Source organism: Antarcticimicrobium sediminis (genome assembly GCF_004348975.1).
GTDB lineage: Bacteria > Pseudomonadota > Alphaproteobacteria > Rhodobacterales > Rhodobacteraceae > Antarcticimicrobium > Antarcticimicrobium sediminis.
Genome location: NZ_SMFP01000001.1, coordinates 262,115 through 279,994, shown reverse-complemented (window position 1 = coordinate 279,994; position 17,880 = coordinate 262,115). Strand labels below are relative to the sequence as shown.

Genomic DNA, 17,880 nt, shown 5'->3' with positions numbered 1-17,880 from the left:
GGCGCGGCACATGGCCGCCGCGACTGGACGCGTCGTCGTTCAGGTGGGGTTTGAAAATGATGGCTTTTCAAGGGATTTTCCCTGACATCTGCTGGAATCGGCTGAATTCCGCTCATATAAGTCTCCGTTGATCGGCTAGAAATGTCAGCTATGTTTCGAGCTTGGTTCTGGCCCGTGGGTGGTCAGACATTTTGGGTAGGTGACGTGCGGAATTTGAAAACGACCAACATATTTTACGGCCTGGCCACTTGCGTGGCGCTCGCTCTTTTTTTCTTTTGGCTTGAATCAAGCAGATACAAAAACTTCGTAGACACGGAACGGCACGAGGCGAAATTATTCGCCGAAGATCTGAGCGAAAACCTCGAACATGCGCTATTCGACTTTGAATTGCGGGCGAGGGGCCTGACCACGGCGATCGAGCTGAGCGGGGATATCGGCCAAGATCGATTTTCCCATCTTGCGGAACGATTCAAGGAACTGAACTCCTCGATCATGAATCTTGCCCTTGTCGATCACGGGATCATCAAACTCGTACATCCGCTTGAAGAGAACCGTGACCTGGTCGGGTATAACCTGCGCAACGACGAAAAACAGTGGCCTGCTGTGGCGCATGTCTACCAGACGGGGCAGGTCACCATGCAGGGGCCTGTTCTACTTTTGCAGGGCAAGCGCGGGATGTTGGTACGCACGCCGGTGATGGCATATGGCGCAAGCGCGTCGCAGTCCGGGATCACAAAAATCGTCACGGTCGCCGTGGACGCGGATGCCATATTGCAAGACATATTAAAGTTGAATTCAGAGCCGAACGAACTCCCTAAGAGGTATAACGAACTCTCTAAGGGGTATCAGGTTGCGCTGACGACCACGCAAACCGGCGGCGATATCGTCGGAGACAACGGGGTCTTTGAAAATGATCCCTTGATCGTATACGTTTCCATGCCGGGAACCGAATTGAAACTGGCCGTGGCGCCCAATGCGGGATGGACGACCGGGTATAGGGTCGCATGGCTGACCAACCTTGGGCTTTTGTTCGTTGTCTTTACCGCCGTGTATGTGACGTATGTGTTGCGCCGGCAACGCGCCGAGCACAACAAGGTGCAGCTTCAACTCAACACGGCAATAAAGACGCTCCCCGATGGGTTCGTACTTTATGATTCCGAGGATCGACTGGTCGTCTGCAACGAGAAATACAAGGAAATCTATAAAAAGAGCGCAGACGCTCTGGTGCCCGGGACGCGCCATGAAGATCTTTTGCGGGCCGGACTGAAAGTCGAGCAATACGCTGAAGCCATCGGGCGCGAGAACGAGTGGCTGGCGCAGCGATTGGCATCACATAAAGCCGCCGAGTCGACGATTGAGCAAAAATTGACCGATGGCAGATGGCTGCGTATCTTTGAGCGCAAGACACCGGACGGTGGCCGGGTTGGTATCTGGGTGGATATCACTGAATCGAAGCGACATCAGAGCGAACTTGAAGCCTCGAATGCCAGCCTGCGCCATGCCCTTGCTCAACGTGACATTGCAGAAAAGCGATTTTCCAACGTGGCGATGCTGAGCAAGGACTGGGTTTGGGAAGCGGATAAGGATCTACGCTTCACCTTTTTCTCGAACAGCATCCAAAAGAAAACGGCTGAGTTCTTGATCGGGAAAACGCGCCGAGAAGCTTACAAAGACTTCCCAGAAGTCCTGGAAAGTACGGATTTCAAGCGGCTTGAAGAGAAAGAACAGGCACGGGAGCCGTTCCGGGATGCAATATATCAGGCCATTGGTGCAACCAAGGATGACAAGTGGATTCGCACCAGTGGGGATCCGATATTTGACGAGACTGGAGCGTTTTCAGGCTATCGCGGCGTCAGTTCTGACATTTCGGATGTTTACAATGCCATGCGCGAAGCCGAGGCGGCGAATGCGGCGAAGACTGAATTTCTGAACGTGATGAGTCATGAACTGCGGACCCCCCTCACAGTTATTCTTGGTTTTAACGCCCTATTGGCCAAACCCGAGATATTGCCATCGGTAAAGGCCCTTGATGCCGGGATCAAGGACGGGAGTATGACCACAGAAAACGTGGGTCAGCAGGTTGATCTGATCAAGCAAGATATCGCGAAATATGCGAAGAAAATGGAGATTTCCGGAAAGCATCTTCTAAATCTGATCAACGATATTCTTGACCTTGCCAGGATTGATGCCGGAAAACTACAGATCGATTTGGGTGACGTTGCTCTTGAACCTGTGATTGCGTCTGTGGCCGATCAGTTGTCAGAAACGGCACGACAGAAATCATTGGATCTGAGGGTTGAGGTCGGCGCCGAAGTTGCTGTTGCCGACGAATTGCGTTTGCGCCAGATCCTGATCAATCTTGTGGGAAATGCATTGAAGTTCACCGAGCGTGGTCATGTGTCAATTCGCACGGAATCGCGGGGTGACACCGTCGCTATCCTTGTGGAGGACAGTGGCCGTGGCATTCCGAAAGAGAAGTGGGACTCCATTTTCGGGAAATTCGATCAGGTTGACCCGTCGTCTACGCGGGAAAAAGGCGGTACCGGCCTTGGGCTGTCGATCACACGGCAATTGATCGAATTGCAGGGGGGGGCAGTGTCGGTTGAAAGCGAAGTTGGTGTTGGCAGCACATTTACCTTCACTCTGCCTGCGGCGACGTCCGATGCCGCAAAGCACGCCAGTTGATGACGTCCTAGTCCGGCCGATCCCGGGGAGGCCGCGATGGATCGCCATGGGAATGACGGGAACGGAACGCCACGCTCCTCCAGCAGGGGCGTGCCGCCCCCCCTGGGATAAGCCCGAAGGACCGGGTCTTGGCGTCCTGGGGGAGGGCCGCACTGGCGGGGGCCGCATCAGAGGGGTAGGGCTGCAAGCCGGCGGATCAGTCGGCCGCGCCGATCTCCTGCAATCGCTGCGACAGGCGCATCTTGATCTCGGGGGGCTCTTCGCTGATCGCCTGCACCATCTGCTCAAGTCGGCTTTGCGCGCCGTGGAGTTGATCCAGCAGCGACATGATGATGACCAGCGCATCCTCGTTCACTTCGAAATCGTCCGTCAACTCGCACAGCAGCGTGATTCGGCGCACATCCAGCATGTGATAACGCGGCCCCTCGGAGGTGGTCACGGGGGTTACGATGCACAACCGCTCGAAAAGGCTCAGGCGTTCGGCGGTCAGGGCGGTGACCCTCTCGATCACCTGTTCCGGGGCATAGGCATGGGTCATGATCTCTCCTTTCCGGCGCGGGGATTATAGGCGTGATCTGCCCGCCAGCCTTCCATGAAGTGTTTCAATGCGTCGTCGATCTTTGGCGGGCTGACAATGCGCAGCGTCACCCGCTGGTCCCCCTTGCCGGAGCGTCCCTTGAGCCCGCGACCTTTGAGCCGCAGCACCTGTCCGGAACTTGCGCCGGGTGGCACCGACACATTCACGGCGCCGGTCACTGTGGGGACGGGAACTTTGCCGCCCAGAATCGCCTCGTCGATCGAGATTGGCAAGGTGACAAGAATGTCGTCGCCATCGCGTTCGAAATCGGGGTTAGGGGTCACATCCAACGTGATGAAGGCATCGCCGGGCCGACCGGCGCCAAAGCCCGGCTCCCCTTTGCCGCGCAGACGCAGGGTTTGACCATCGCGCGCGCCTTCGGGGATCGTCACCTCAAGCGCGCTTCCGTCTGGCAGGGTAATCCGGGTCTTGCTGCCCCGCGCGGCATCCAGAAACGGTACCGCAAGGCGATATCGCGTATCCTGCCCCGGCCAGTCGCCGGACGTCCCGCGGCCAAAACCATCGCCACTGCCGCCCCGGCTTCGAGCGAAATTGGCAAAGAAATCATCCGCGTTGACCCCCTCGCCGAACGGGTTTCCCCCGGAAGAGGTGCGGCTTTGCGTATAGGGGTTCTCTGGCCTGCGCGCCTCGTCGCGATAATAGCCGCGTGGCGCCTGTTCGGCGCCGGTAGCGTCAATCTCACCGGCGTCAAAGCGACGGCGCTGCTCGGGGTCTTTAAGCAAGTCATAGGCGCGGCCTGCATCCTTGAACCGTATTTCGGCCGCCGGATCGTCGGGGTTCAGGTCGGGGTGGTTGGTTCGCGCAATCTTGCGATAGGCTTTTTTAATCTCGTCTGGGGTGGCGTCCTTGGACAGGCCCAGAGCGGCATAGGGGTCTTGTGTCATTATTCGCTCCGCATCTGGTGAATAATCTATCGCAGGTGATACCGATTACTACGCCGCGCGACCATTGGAAAATTCTGGAAAGTGTCGCAGGGGCGATGTCACACCCTTTCATGGACCAAGGGCCCCCAACCCGCGCGATATCTGCGGGACACGCGCCGCGCCTTTTTGCGGGCGATCAAAACCCGCACCCTATCAAAACCCGTGTGCCATGCAGGGTGGGTGCGGGCCGTGAGGTCGCGTGGGTTTTGCTCGCCCGGCCTGTGGCCGGGCGAGCCTCCGGCGGGAATATTTGTAGCCAGAAAAAGCACGGATATTGACGCATCGTTTTCAAGGAGGTGTGCAGGCTGGGGCTTTAAGTGGGGCTGCGGTTCGCTCTGCGCGCGCGGGGCTGTCCCCGAGGATTGAAAAATCCTGCATAAATCAGCAAACCCTGCTTGACGGGGCAGGGACGTGGCCATAATACACCCCAACGCCCGGCACACCCGGGCGGGCAGTGAGCGGTTGTAGCTCAGTTGGTTAGAGTACCGGCCTGTCACGCCGGGGGTCGCGGGTTCGAGTCCCGTCAACCGCGCCATCGCTGCCAACCCCGGTTCGGGGGTTATCGAACCGACGACGAAAAGTATATGCGCGGTTGTAGCTCAGTTGGTTAGAGTACCGGCCTGTCACGCCGGGGGTCGCGGGTTCGAGTCCCGTCAACCGCGCCACTTTCGTCTTAAGGAGTTTCCTTGCAATGGGCGGTCTTCTTGACCGGGTGTCTTGGGGGTTGGCCTTCCTGCTGGCGGTCACGCTGGGGCTAGCGCCCTTCCTGCCCGAACCGCATATCCTGCAAAAGCTGCGTATGCTGGCCGACGGCTCGCTTGTGCGTCCGATTGATTTTTTCGATCTGGCGCTGCATGGCGCGCCATGGGGGCTGTTGCTGGCCAAGGCCGGGCGGGCTTGGAGGTTGCGCGCTGCTGCCTCGGATCGCCGTTAACGGTACAGTTAACGGTACGGCGGGCCCGTTTGTGGCCTAAGTACCGTATCACATTGAATAGACTTGACATATTCTGGCCGCATTCACGATTTATCCTTAACTCCGGGTCGGTTCATTCTATGGGCTGGCCGGGCTGGTTCAGAGGATGAGGTGTTCAGATTTTTGACGTAGGGATTAAAACGCGGCGTGTGATCTCTGATATGGCGCGCCTTCTGGGATTGTTTCTTCGGGACGATCTGGCGCGCAGGATGTCGATCGTGATGCTCTGCGCCACTCTGGCCATCATTGCGATCTTTTATGTCTCGGGGTTCTGGGACGCGCAGTCGCGGATCGCCCATGCCCTCCACCGCAATCTCGGGCTCGGCTGGGATGCGGGCCTCGCAGAGAGCTTCAATCACGGTATGGCCTTTGTGGCCGCCTTCCTGCTGCTGCTCTGCTATTTGCAGACGCGGGGGCGGGTCTTTGTGTTTCTGACCGCGCTCTATGCCTATATCTGGGTCGATGACTCCGCGCAGTACCATGAACGCGTGGGGGAAAAGCTGGGCGAGGCTCTGCAGATCCCCGAGATGTTTGGCATTGGCCGGCAGCAATATGGCGAATTTCTGGCCTGGGCCTTTGCGGGTGGGGTTTTGTTGCTGTTGCTGCTGTGGACTTGGCGGCGGCGGCGTCCGGGCGATGCCGGGATCCTGCTGTCGTTCTTCCTGTGTTTTGTCCTGCTGGTCGTTTGTGGCATCGTCGTCGACACGCTGCACGGGCTTGTGCCGGGGCGGTTTGACGAGATCATGCAGGTGTTCGAGGATGGCGGAGAAATGGTCGCGGTCACACTTGGCGCCGCGCTGTCTCTTGGCGTTTCTCGCAATCTTGCAGCCTATTATGCTGGCGCGGCCGGGGCAGATGAGCGGGCCCCCAGCACGGATAGGGGGCACGGATAGAGGGGGCGGCCCGCCCCTGAGGTCCGTTTCCGGGCCAGAGGGCGCGCCGCCGTCGTCCGGGCGTCTTAGCCCGCTTTTGTCAGCGCCTCCAGCACCCGCGCCCAGCTGCGAATGCCCTTGTGAAAGCTTTTCACGTCGTATTTCTCGTTCGGGCTGTGGATCGCGTCGTCATCATTGGCAAACCCGATCAGCATCGCGTCCATATCGAGGACCGATTTGAAGAACCCGGCGATCGGGATCGATCCGCCCATGCCGGTGAACACCGCCTCGCGCTCCCATTCGTCCGAGAGCGCGCCGCGCGCGGCTTCGAATTCCGGGCGTTCAATGTTCATCACCGGCGCGGGCGAGCCCTCCAGATCCTGATCCCAGCTGACCTTGGCGTCGGTGGAAAGATGGTCCTCCACATGCTTGCGGATCCGGCCGCGCAGCGCGTCGGGGTCCATGTCGCCCACCAGTCGGCAGGTGATCTTGCAATGCGCCTGGCTCGGGATCACCGTCTTGGACCCGGCCCCGGTATAGCCGCCCCACATGCCGTTCACTTCCAGCGTCGGGCGCGCCCATTGCTGTTCCAGCGTGGAATAGCCGGTTTCGCCATGCGGCATGCTGTAGCCCACGGAATGAAGATAATCCGCCTCGTCAAACCCGCAGCTCTGCCACTGGCGCAGTTGTTCGGCGGGCACCTCGTGCACACCTTCATAGAACCCCTCGACCGTGACCTTGCCGGTTTCGTCATCATAGAACGAGGCGATGATGCGGGCCATCTCGCGCAGCGGGTTGAGGCCGGGGCCGCCATAGTGACCTGAATGCAGGTCGATGCGCGGGCCGGTGATGGTGAACTCGTCTTTCAACATGCCGCGCAGTTGCGAGGCGATCGAGGGCACGCCGCGCGACACCATCGATGTGTCACAGATCAGCGCCAGATCCGCCTTCAGCTCCTTTGCGTTGGCCTCCATGAACGGAACCAGCGACGGCGACCCGGATTCTTCTTCGCCCTCAAAGAAAAAGGTGATCCGGCAGGGCAGGTTGCCGTGAATTTCTTTCCACGCGCGGCAGGCCTCGACAAAGGTCATCAGCTGGCCCTTGTCGTCGCTCGCGCCGCGACCGCGGATCACCGGGCCGTTGTCGGTGTCTTCGATCTTTGGCTCGAACGGCGGCGCGGTCCACAGATTCAGCGGATCGACCGGCTGCACGTCGTAGTGGCCGTAAAACAGCAGATGTGGCACGTCGCTGTCGGGATCGCCAACATGGCCGACAACCATCGGATGACCGGGCGTCGCGCGCTTTTCCGCTTGGATGCCGATGCTGTTCAGGTCCGCCACCAGCCAATCGGCCGCCTTGTCGCATTCGGACTTGAAGGCAGGATCGGTGGAAATGGACTGAATGCGCAGCAGGGTCATCAGCCGATCGGTGGCTGCCGGCAGGTCGGCATCGATTCGGGCTAGTACGGCATCAAGTGACATCGCATGTCTCCTATAGTGGAATTTGGGGCGAACCTATCAACGCGCGGCCCCCTGTCCAGTGCGATCCGTTGATTCAGATCAAGGTTGCGACAAACTAACCGGGGCTAACAGGTTGATCGAAAGATGCGTGATCTTTATGCATTCTAGAATACGGTTAACATGCAAGTCTATGAATTCGTCCATCCGGGCCCATTCGGACCAGCCAAAGGGGGAAAGCCGGTGACCTACAGCGAGAAGCTAGATGAGGCGCTCAAACGCCTGCATGATGAGGGACGCTACCGGACCTTTATTGATATCGAACGCCGGAACGGTCATTTCCCGCACGCGATCTGGACCCGCCCCGATGGCAGCCAGCGCGATATCACCGTCTGGTGCGGCAATGACTATCTTGGCATGGGGCAGCACCCGGTCGTACTGGAAGCCATGCACGAGGCGATCGACGCCGCCGGTGCCGGGTCGGGCGGAACGCGCAACATCTCGGGCACGACCGTTTTTCACAAGCAACTGGAAGCCGAACTGGCCGATCTGCACGGCAAAGAGGCCGCACTGGTTTTCACCAGCGCCTATATTGCCAACGATGCCACGCTTTCGACCCTGCCAAAGCTGTTCCCCGGCATGATCATCTATTCCGACGCGCTGAACCATGCCTCGATGATCGAAGGCGTGCGCCGCAACGGCGGAGCCAAGCGCATTTTCCGCCACAACGACATGGATCACCTGCGCGAACTGCTGGCGGCTGACGATCCCAAGGCGCCCAAGCTGATCGCCTTTGAATCGGTCTATTCGATGGATGGCGATTTTGGCCCGATCGAGGCGATCTGCGATCTGGCGGACGAGTTCGGCGCGCTGACCTATCTTGACGAGGTGCACGCGGTCGGCATGTACGGCCCCCGTGGTGCCGGTATCGCCGAACGTGACCGGTTGATGCACCGGCTCGACATCATCAACGGCACGCTGGCCAAGGCCTATGGCGTGATGGGCGGCTATATCGCCACCACCGCCAAGATGAGCGACGCCATCCGCTCCTATGCGCCGGGCTTCATCTTCACCACCTCGCTGCCGCCGACGATCGCGGCGGGTGCGGCGGCCAGTGTTGCGCATCTCAAGCACGATCAGGACCTGCGCGATCAGCACCAGACCCAGGCCAAGGTGCTCAAGACCCGGCTCAAGGGGCTGGGCCTGCCGATCATTGATCATGGGTCGCATATCGTGCCGGTGATCGTGGGCGATCCTGTCCACACCAAAAAGCTGTCCGACATGCTGCTGGAAAACTATGGCATCTATGTCCAGCCGATCAATTACCCCACCGTTCCGCGTGGAACCGAACGTCTGCGCTTTACGCCGTCGCCGGTGCATGGCCCGGGCGAGATGGACACATTGGTCCGCGCGATGGACGAGCTTTGGTCGCACTGTGCGCTGAATCGTGCCGAACTGGCCGGGTAAGATTGCGATTTCTATGCAAACAACTTGTGCTGTGGTAAGTTTGTCGCAAGAACAGGCATAGGGGAATCCCATGGCGATTCCCCTATGTGAATGTAAAAAGCGGCAGGCGGTACGGGGCGGCAGTGATGATTAGGCGCAAAACGCAGCGCAAGGCCGGGGCTGAACAGGCCGTCGAGATCAAAGGGTTCGACGACTTCGAACTCAAGCTCGGCGACCTTATGCGCGGCGAACGGGCGACCATGGGCAAATCGCTGCTGGACGTCCAGCGCGAGTTGCGGATCAAGGCGAGCTATATCGCCGCCATCGAGAATACCGATCCCGCCGCATTCGACACGCCCGGTTTCATCGCTGGTTATGTGCGCTCTTACGCGCGCTACCTGAACATGAATCCGGATCAGGCCTTTGGTGCCTTTTGTCTCGAAAGCGGCTTTTCGGTGGCGCACGGCATGTCGGAGCAGGCCTCTGTCGTCAAATCGCCTCGCCTGTCCGGGGTGCCTGTGTCAAAGGGGCCGCGTGATCCCTTTACTGCGCCCAACACGCCCTTTGCGCCTGAAAATGATGGAATATTCAGCCGGATCGAACCGCGCGCCATCGGCTCGTCGCTGGTGTTGCTGTTGCTGATCGGCGGCATCGGATACGGCGGCTGGGCTGTTCTGAAAGAGGTGCAGCAGGTGCAGGTCTCTCCAGTAGAGCAGGTGCCCGTGGTGCTCAGCGATCTTGACCCGCTGGCTGGTGCCGGGGCAGGAGCTTTCGGCGGCGGCATGAGCGCCCCCAGCGCCGAGGCGCTGGACCGGCTGTATCGTCCGCAGGCGTTGGATGTGCCGGTCTTGGTGGCCCGCGATGCGCCGATCTCGACCCTTGATCCGCGCAGCGTCGGCACCCTGCATGCGCCGGAGCTGCCGCAGATACAGACCGCCTCGCTGGCCTTTGGGCCGACCGCAGAATCGGTGCCGCAGGTGGTCGAGAATCTTGCGCCGAACCTGATGATGGTGGCTGTGCGCCCTTCTTGGGTGCGGGTGCGCGCGGCCGATGGGACCGTGATTTTCGAAGGCATCATGGAAAGCGGCCAGACCTACGAAGTGCCCGCCACCGAAGAGCCGCCGACGCTGCGGGCAGGTGAATCCGGTGCAATTTATTTTGCGCTGAATGGCAAGCATTACGGGCCGGTGGGCAACCGGGGTGTGGTCACGTCGAAACTTCCGCTCTCCTCCGAAGAGATCGCGGTGCGCTATCAGGTGGCTGATCTGGAGCAGGATCACGACCTTGCCCGTATGGTAGCCGAGGCGCAAACCACCGACTAATAATCGACTGGTAAAAACTGGGGCGCGACCGCCGATCTGCGGTCGGAGTCTATCGGGCCATTGCGGTGGCGCGACCTGCGGCCTATTTAGACCGTACCGGACAAGATCGAATGGACAGGCCCCTCATGTCGCTGAACCACGTGCGCCCGTGGCGCAATATCTATCGCCGAAAATCGCGCCAGATCATGGTTGGGGATGTGCCCGTCGGGGGTGATGCCCCGATCACGGTCCAGACCATGACCAATACGCCGACCACGGATGTGGCCGCGACCGTGGCACAGGTGCAGGCGGCGGCAGAGGCGGGGGCGGATATCGTCCGGGTCTCGGTACCCGACGAGGCCTCGTCGCGGGCCTTGAGAGAGATCGTCGCGGAAAGCCCGGTGCCAATCGTCGCCGACATCCATTTCCACTATCGTCGGGGGATCGAGGCGGCAGAGGCGGGGGCGGCCTGTCTGCGCATCAATCCGGGTAATATCGGCAACCCCGAGCGGGTGCGCGAGGTAATTGCCGCGGCGCGCGATCATGGCTGTTCGATGCGAATCGGGGTGAATGCCGGAAGTCTCGAAAAACACCTGTTGGAAACATATGGCGAGCCCTGTCCGGAAGCGATGGTTGCCTCGGCGCTTGAGCACATCAGGATATTGGAAGATAACGACTTTCACGAGTTCAAGATCAGCGTGAAAGCCTCTGACGTTTTCCTGTCTGCCGCCGCGTATCAAGGGATTGCCGAGGCGACGGATGCCCCGATTCACCTTGGCATCACCGAGGCGGGGGGGCTGACCTCGGGGACGATCAAATCGGCGATCGGCATGGGCAACCTGCTGTGGATGGGGATCGGGGACACGCTGCGGGTGTCGCTTTCGGCGGATCCGGTCGAAGAGGTCAAGGTCGGCTACGAGATCCTCAAATCGCTGGGGTTGCGCCATCGTGGGGTCAACATCATCTCTTGTCCGTCCTGCGCGCGGCAGGGGTTCGATGTCATCAAAACCGTTGAATCGCTTGAGAAAAGGCTGGAGCACATCAAGACGCCGATGAGCCTGTCGATCATCGGCTGCGTGGTCAACGGGCCGGGCGAGGCGCTGATGACGGATGTCGGGTTCACTGGCGGCGGCGCCGGGTCGGGCATGGTCTATCTGGCGGGCAAGGCGAGCCACAAGATGGGCAATGAGCAGATGATTGAACATATCGTGGAACAGGTCGAGAAGAAGGCTGCGGCGCTGGACGCGGCGGCTGCGGCAGAGGCCGAGGCGGCCGAGTAACCCCCGGACCGGGGAATTCTGGGGCTGTTTCGTACGGTTCAAGACCATCGCAATCCGGCGAAAACGCTGGAATGGTGAGATTTCGGCCTGTTTTGTACAGAGTCCCGGAATTGGCGCTGAAAACCCACCGCGGCGGCGGCCTGCGGCCTTGTTTCGCGCTGGGGGATCGTAGACCGAATGGGCGCGATTCCCTAAAGGCACATATCAGACTCGAAATTTGCCATCTGCGGCATTGCGGGGGCTGGCGGTGCTCGGCCCGCTGGGGCAGAAAGACGCTCAACACAGCGAACCAAGGAGCGGGCGAATGACCACGCGCGAAGCGGTACTGAAAGAGTTGAAGACGATAATCGACCCGGTGAGCGGTCAGGATATCGTCAGCGCGGGTCTGGTGCGGGCGCTGGCGGTCGAGGGCGACACGGTGCGCTTTGTGATGGAGATCGACCCGAAACAGGCCGGGCCGCTGGAGGTGGTGCGCACCGAGGCCGAGGCGCTGGTCGCGGCCATGCCGGGGGTGGCGAAAGCCTCGGTCCTGATGACGGCCCATACCGAGAAGGCACCGCCGGATCTGAAAGCCGCCGCCAAGCCGAAACCGGCCGGCCCGCAGGCGGTGCCCGGCGTCAAGCATATCGTCGCGATTGCCTCGGGCAAGGGCGGGGTGGGCAAATCCACCGTGGCTGCGAATCTGGCCGTTGCGCTGGCTGCCGAGGGCAAGAACGTCGGGCTGTTGGACGCCGATATCTATGGCCCGTCGCAACCGCGCATGATGGGGGTGACCAAACGCCCCGCCAGCCCGGATGGCAAGACGATCATTCCGTTGCAGGCGCATGGGGTCACCATGATGTCGATCGGGTTGATGATGCAGGAAGGGCAGGCGGTGGTCTGGCGCGGTCCGATGCTGATGGGGGCCTTGCAGCAGATGATGACCCAGGTCGCCTGGGGCGAGCTGGACGTGCTGCTGATCGATCTGCCGCCGGGCACCGGCGATGTGCAGCTGACGCTGAGCCAGAAATTTCAGGTCGATGGCGCGGTGATCGTCTGCACCCCGCAGGACGTGGCCCTGCTGGATGCGCGCAAGGGCATCGACATGTTCCGCCAGCTCAAGACTCCGGTGCTGGGCATGATTGAAAACATGTCGACCCATGTCTGTTCCAACTGCGGCCATGAGGAGCATTTGTTCGGTCATGGCGGCGTCAAGGCCGAGGCGGAAAAGCTGGGTGTGCCGTTGTTGGCGGAAATCCCGCTGCATCTGGATATCCGGCTTTCGGGTGATGCGGGCGAGCCGGTCGCGGCCTCCAAGCCTGACAGCGCACAGGCGGCAGCGTTCCGGGACGTGGCGCGCAAGCTGATTGATCAGGGCGTGGTGTAAGTGACTTTGACGGGGTGGGCTGAAGTCGGCCCTGTCGTGTCTGCGATGCTATGATGGACTCCCCGCGCGCGGCTTGCTCTGGTGATCGCCTCTAGTCCAGCCCGAAGAACCCGCCGAACTGGCCGCGTTTATAGATCAGCCCTTGGCCAGGGCGGTGCATGGCGTGCAGCACGCGACCGACAAGGATGCTGTGATCGCCGCCCGGGTGGCAGGCCTCGGCCAGGCAGTCAAAGCGCGCCAGACAGCCGGAAAGAATCGGGACGCCCTCGGCGTCCGGCACCCAGTCGATAGCGGAGAAATCGTTCCCGGTCCGGGCAAAATGGGCCGCGAGCGGCTGTTGCTTTTCACCGATCACATGGATGGCATAGCGGCGTGCGGTGGCAAAGCTGTCGTGGCGCAGAGAGTGTTTGGCGGCGCACCACAGCACGAGGGCCGGGTCGAGCGAGACCGAGGTAAAGGAACTGGCGGTGATCGCCATTGGCCCGGTCGCGGTGGCGGTGGTGACCACGGTGACGCCGGTCGCGAAACAGCCCAGTGCATCGCGAAAGGCGCGGGCGGTGTCGGGGCCGGGGATGAAACGGGTCTCGGTCATCTGCTTGCGCGCCTTTGTCACAGGACATCTGTCACAGGGGAGTCAGCCACGGACCGGCGCGATTGTCCATGCCCCCGGGGGGAGGAGGGGCCGGTCCGCGTTGGTTGCGGCCCGGCCCCGGATTGTTCAGGCGGTTGCGGCCTTGACGATCCCGGCCATGGCGGTGGCGATGGCGTCGATCTCGCCCATGGCGTCGATCTTTTTCAGCACGCCTTTGCCGTCGTAATAGGTGATGAGCGGGGCGGTCTGGTCGTGATAGGCCTCTAGCCGGCTGGCCACGGTTTCGGCGGTGTCGTCGGGGCGACGGGTCATTTCGGTGCCGCCACACTTGTCGCAGACGCCCGCAGTGGCGGGGGTCTTGAAGCTGTCGTGATAGCCTTCGCCGCAATTGGCGCAGGTGTAGCGCCCGGCGACGCGGGCGACCATGGCGTCGTCGTCCACCTCAAGGCTGATGGCGGCGTTGATCTTTTGGCCGCTCTCGGCGAGCAGATCATCCAGCGCCTCGGCCTGCACGGTGGTGCGGGGAAATCCGTCGAGGATCACGCCCTTGGCGCAGTCGGCATCGGCGAGACGGTCGCGCAGGATGGCGATGACGATCTCGTCGCTGACCAGCTGGCCGGCTTCCATCACCGCCTTGGCGGCCTGTCCTGCCTTGGTGCCGGCGGCCACGGCGGCGCGCAGCAGATCCCCGGTGGAGAGCTGCACAAGGCCGAAGCCCTGTTCCAACATGCGGGCCTGGGTGCCCTTGCCGGCGCCCGGAGGCCCCAGCAAGATCAGCACGGCGGGGATGGTGTTTGCGGTGGTGGGTGTCGCGGTGGTGGGTGTCACGGGTGTGGCTCCGTCCATCGAAGGCTCCTTACGTTTTGGCGCGATTGGCGATCAGCTCGTCGACCACCGAAGGGTCGGCAAGCGTCGAGGTGTCGCCAAGGGCGCCGTAGTCATCCTCGGCGATCTTGCGCAGGATGCGGCGCATGATCTTGCCCGAGCGGGTTTTCGGCAGACCGGGGGCCCATTGGATCACATCGGGAGAGGCGATCGGGCCAATCTCGGTGCGGACCCAGGTGCGCAGGGCTTTACGCAGCTCTTCGCTGGGCTCCTGATCGTTCATCAGGGTGACATAGCAATAGATGCCCTGACCCTTGATCGGATGCGGGTAGCCGACGACGGCGGCCTCGGCCACGGCGACATGCGCCACCAGAGCGCTTTCGACCTCGGCGGTGCCCATGCGGTGACCCGAGACGTTGATCACGTCATCGACGCGCCCGGTGATCCAATAGTCGCCATCGCTGTCGCGACGGCAGCCGTCGCCCGAGAAGTAGTAGCCTTTGTAGTCAGAGAAATAGGTCTTCTCGAAGCGGTCATGATCGCCCCAGATGGTGCGCATCTGGCCCGGCCAGCTGTCCTTGAGGCAAAGCACGCCCTCGGTTGGGGTTTCGTGGATTTCCTCGCCCGATTGCGGGTCGAGCACAACGGGTTGCACGCCGAAGAAGGGCTTCATCGCCGCGCCCGGTTTGGTCGCATGCGCCCCGGGCAGCGGGGTGAGCAGATGACCGCCGGTTTCGGTTTGCCACCAGGTGTCGACGATCGGGCATTTGCCCTTGCCGACAACGTCATTGTACCAGGTCCAGGCCTCGGGGTTGATCGGTTCGCCCACGGTGCCAAGCAGGCGCAGGGAGGACAGATCGCATTTTTCGACAAAGCCCTTGCCCTGACCCATCAGCGCGCGGATCGCGGTGGGCGCGGTGTAGAACTGGGTGACCTTGTGCTTTTCACAGACCTGCCAGAAGCGCGAGGCATCGGGATAGGTCGGCACGCCCTCGAACATCACGGTGGTGGCGCCATTGGCGAGCGGGCCATAGACGATATAGCTGTGACCGGTGACCCAGCCGACATCGGCGGTGCACCAGAAGACGTCGCCGTCGTGATAATCAAAGGTGATCTCATGCGTCATGGCGGCATAGACGAGATAGCCGCCCGAGGTATGCACGACGCCCTTGGGCTGCCCGGTCGAGCCGGAAGTGTAGAGGATGAACAGCGGATCTTCGGCGCTCATCTCGACGGGGCGGGAGTAGTCGTTGGCCTCCAGCACCATCTCGTTGTAGTCGTGATCGCGCCCGTCGATCCAGGTGGTCTGTTCGCCGGTGCGCTTGACCACCAGACATTTCACCGACTCCTTGCAATGCAGCAGGGCGGCGTCGGTGTTGGATTTCAGCGGCGAGGTCCGGCCGCCACGCGGGGCATGGTCGGCGGTGATCACCACCTTGGCATCGCAACCGTTGATACGGGCGGCCAGCGCGTCGGGGGAAAACCCGGCGAAGACGATGGAATGGATAGCGCCGATCCGGGCACAGGCCAGCATGGCATAGGCGGCCTCGGGGATCATCGGCAGATAGATCACCACGCGGTCGCCTTTGCGCACGCCCATGGTCTCAAGAATATTGGCCATGCGGCAGACCCGGCGGTGCAACTGGGCATAGCTGATATGCTCGGCCGCCTCGTTGGGGTCGTCGGGTTCAAAGATGATGGCGGTCTGGTCGGCGCGGGTCGCAAGATGGCGGTCGATACAGTTGGCGGCCACGTTCATCGTGCCGTCGCCATACCATTCGATATTGATGTTGCCGGGCTGGAAACTGACATTCCTGACTTGGGAAAACGGCTTGATCCAGTCGATGCGTTTGCCGTGTTCGCCCCAGAATGCCTCCGGGTCCGCGACCGAGGCGGCGTACATCGCGTCATACTTGGCGGCGTCCACATGGGCGTGGGCGGTCATCTCGGGCGAGGGCGGGAATACCGCGGATTCGCTTTGCGCAGGTTTGGTCATGTTGGTCTCCTCCCTGAGACGTTTCGATACGACGGCCTGCGCAATCTAAAACACGCATGGCCGAAGGATTCCACTCCGAGGCATATAATATCGGGGCGTGAAAATAATGGAATAACTTACCGAAAAGAAACGATTTGCTTGTAAATCCATTTCTGGAATTCCGGGATTCTTTGTAAAAAATTGTCGTTAAGGTTTATAAAATCTATTCTATTCCAATATGTTGATTGTCAAGTTTTCGATCCAGACGGCAAGGCGGCCTGCTGGGTTGGTCGGACTTTACGTAACTTTCGAACTGTTGCGTGCAGCCGCTGCGGTGTGACATTTTGTTTCGGCATGCGGTTGTGTACCATTTTCCGTGCGGCGGAAGATTGACCGACTCGGCCCGCGTCACGGGCCGGGGGTTGGCAGATGGCAAGGTTGCAGCTAGCCTTTCCAGTAAGCGGTCCGAAAAACAGACCGCAACTACGGGAGAGAGAATTCATGAGAAAGTTGATGTGCGGCGCTGCCGCCGCGGCGCTTTGCGTTGCCTTTGTGTCCGAAGCTGCGGCGACCGAGTGGAATGCCTCGGTCTGGGGCAAGCGGCGCGCCTTTACCGAAAATGTCGAGAAGATCGCGGAGCTGGTATCGGAAAAGACCGACGGCGCCTTCACCATCAATGTGAGCTATGGCGGGCTGTCCAAACCCAAGGAAAACCTTGATGCCATCTCTATCGGGGCGATCGAGATGGCGCAGTTCTGCGCCGGCTATCACCCGGACAAGAACCGGCTGATCACGGTGCTGGAACTGCCGTTTCTGGGGGTGAGCAATCTGGAGGAGGAGGTTGCGGTCAGCAACGCGGTCTATGCCCATCCGGCGGTGCAGAAAGAGATGGCGCAGTGGAATGCGCGGCTGTTGATGACCTCTCCGATGCCGCAATATAATATTGTGGGCACCGGCGAGCCGCGCGACGAACTGGCCGAATTTGACGGTATGCGCGTGCGCGCCACCGGTGGGTTGGGCGAGGCGTTCCGGGCCGTGGGCGGGGTTCCCACCTCGGTGCCTGCGACCGAGGCCTATAACGCGATGGAATCGGGGGTGGTCGATACCGTGGCCTTTGCCCAGCACGCGCATCTGTCGTTCGGCACCATCAACCGGGCCGACTGGTGGACTGCCAATCTCAACCCCGGCACGGTGAACTGTCCCATCGTCGTCAATACCGATGCCTATGACGCGCTGAGCGATGACGAGCGCGCGGCGCTTGACGGATCGGTCGATGAGGCGATTGCCCATTATCTGGCCAACTATGGGGAGCTGCTGAAGCGCTGGGACACCGTGTTGGAAGAAAAGGGCGTACAGAAGGTGATGATCTCGGACGAGGTACTGGCCCAGTTCCGCGACAAGGCCGCTGTGCCGGCGCGCGACAAGTGGATCGCCGAGATGGCGGCGCAGGGCCTGCCGGGGCAGGAGCTGTATGATCTGGTCGTGAGCACGCTTGAAAAGACCCGCGCGGGGAACTGACCCTGTAAGGGGGCCGGGGTCCGTGATCGGGCCCCGGCCATGTTCCATGATTTTCTGAAAAAACAAGGA

At 61.0% G+C, this 17,880-nt stretch carries 14 protein-coding genes and 2 tRNA genes; 10 read left to right on the top strand and 6 right to left on the bottom strand.

The genetic code is table 11. The features are described from left to right. Positions 1–141: 141 nt before the first annotated feature. On the top strand, positions 142–2,685 hold the full coding sequence (locus E1B25_RS01245; protein WP_132826860.1) for a sensor histidine kinase: 2,544 nt from the start codon (positions 142–144) through the stop codon (positions 2,683–2,685). 196 nt (positions 2,686–2,881) lie between these two features. Here the strand turns inward: E1B25_RS01245 and E1B25_RS01240 are convergent, their stop codons facing one another. After that, on the bottom strand, positions 2,882–3,223 hold the full coding sequence (locus E1B25_RS01240) for a chaperone modulator CbpM (protein ID WP_132826859.1): 342 nt from the start codon (positions 3,221–3,223) through the stop codon (positions 2,882–2,884). Continuing rightward, complete coding sequence (locus E1B25_RS01235) at positions 3,220–4,167, bottom strand: DnaJ C-terminal domain-containing protein (protein ID WP_132826858.1); 948 nt, start codon at positions 4,165–4,167, stop codon at positions 3,220–3,222. Before E1B25_RS01235 ends, E1B25_RS01240 begins: the two co-directional genes overlap by 4 nt. A gap of 497 nt (positions 4,168–4,664) precedes the next feature. On the opposite strand from E1B25_RS01235, the gene E1B25_RS01230 reads away from it, so the two are divergent. The 4 genes from E1B25_RS01230 to E1B25_RS01215 all read left to right on the top strand — a co-directional run bounded on the left by E1B25_RS01230 (position 4,665) and on the right by E1B25_RS01215 (position 6,072). After that, positions 4,665–4,741 (top strand) — tRNA-Asp (locus E1B25_RS01230). 53 nt (positions 4,742–4,794) lie between these two features. After that, positions 4,795–4,871, top strand: a tRNA-Asp gene (locus tag E1B25_RS01225). Between the two features lie 26 nt (positions 4,872–4,897). Continuing rightward, on the top strand, positions 4,898–5,140 hold the full coding sequence (locus tag E1B25_RS01220) for an RND transporter (RefSeq protein ID WP_132826857.1): 243 nt from the start codon (positions 4,898–4,900) through the stop codon (positions 5,138–5,140). Positions 5,141–5,328: 188 nt separating this feature from the next. Beyond that, positions 5,329–6,072, top strand: coding sequence for a hypothetical protein (locus tag E1B25_RS01215; RefSeq protein WP_132826856.1), 744 nt, complete (start codon positions 5,329–5,331; stop codon positions 6,070–6,072). A gap of 65 nt (positions 6,073–6,137) precedes the next feature. On the opposite strand, the gene E1B25_RS01210 is transcribed toward E1B25_RS01215, so the two are convergent. Continuing rightward, complete coding sequence (locus E1B25_RS01210) at positions 6,138–7,532, bottom strand: M20/M25/M40 family metallo-hydrolase (RefSeq protein ID WP_132826855.1); 1,395 nt, start codon at positions 7,530–7,532, stop codon at positions 6,138–6,140. A gap of 219 nt (positions 7,533–7,751) precedes the next feature. Between E1B25_RS01210 and hemA the strand changes: the two genes are divergently transcribed. From hemA to E1B25_RS01190, 4 genes are all read left to right on the top strand, one after another. Next, positions 7,752–8,975: a 5-aminolevulinate synthase gene (hemA, locus tag E1B25_RS01205; RefSeq protein ID WP_132826854.1), complete on the top strand. Its 1,224-nt coding sequence runs from the start codon at positions 7,752–7,754 to the stop codon at positions 8,973–8,975. 125 nt (positions 8,976–9,100) lie between these two features. Next, positions 9,101–10,276 (top strand): helix-turn-helix domain-containing protein, encoded by a 1,176-nt coding sequence (locus tag E1B25_RS01200; protein ID WP_132826853.1) that lies wholly within the window; start codon positions 9,101–9,103, stop codon positions 10,274–10,276. A 125-nt stretch (positions 10,277–10,401) separates the two neighbouring features. After that, positions 10,402–11,535 (top strand): flavodoxin-dependent (E)-4-hydroxy-3-methylbut-2-enyl-diphosphate synthase, encoded by a 1,134-nt coding sequence (gene ispG, locus E1B25_RS01195; RefSeq protein ID WP_132827232.1) that lies wholly within the window; start codon positions 10,402–10,404, stop codon positions 11,533–11,535. 304 nt (positions 11,536–11,839) lie between these two features. Then, a complete protein-coding gene (locus E1B25_RS01190) occupies positions 11,840–12,901 on the top strand; it encodes an Mrp/NBP35 family ATP-binding protein (protein WP_132826852.1) in 1,062 nt (353 codons plus the stop codon). Between the two features lie 91 nt (positions 12,902–12,992). Here the strand turns inward: E1B25_RS01190 and E1B25_RS01185 are convergent, their stop codons facing one another. The 3 genes from E1B25_RS01185 to acs form a co-directional block, all read right to left on the bottom strand. Next, positions 12,993–13,493 (bottom strand): flavin reductase family protein, encoded by a 501-nt coding sequence (locus tag E1B25_RS01185; protein WP_132826851.1) that lies wholly within the window; start codon positions 13,491–13,493, stop codon positions 12,993–12,995. Between the two features lie 126 nt (positions 13,494–13,619). Then, positions 13,620–14,339, bottom strand: coding sequence for an adenylate kinase (locus E1B25_RS01180; protein WP_132826850.1), 720 nt, complete (start codon positions 14,337–14,339; stop codon positions 13,620–13,622). A 10-nt stretch (positions 14,340–14,349) separates the two neighbouring features. After that, positions 14,350–16,314, bottom strand: coding sequence for an acetate--CoA ligase (gene acs, locus E1B25_RS01175; RefSeq protein WP_132826849.1), 1,965 nt, complete (start codon positions 16,312–16,314; stop codon positions 14,350–14,352). 480 nt (positions 16,315–16,794) lie between these two features. Between acs and E1B25_RS01170 the strand changes: the two genes are divergently transcribed. Next, entirely contained in the window at positions 16,795–17,811 is a 1,017-nt protein-coding gene (locus E1B25_RS01170) for a C4-dicarboxylate TRAP transporter substrate-binding protein (protein ID WP_132826848.1), read from the top strand. Positions 17,812–17,880 lie beyond the last annotated feature (69 nt).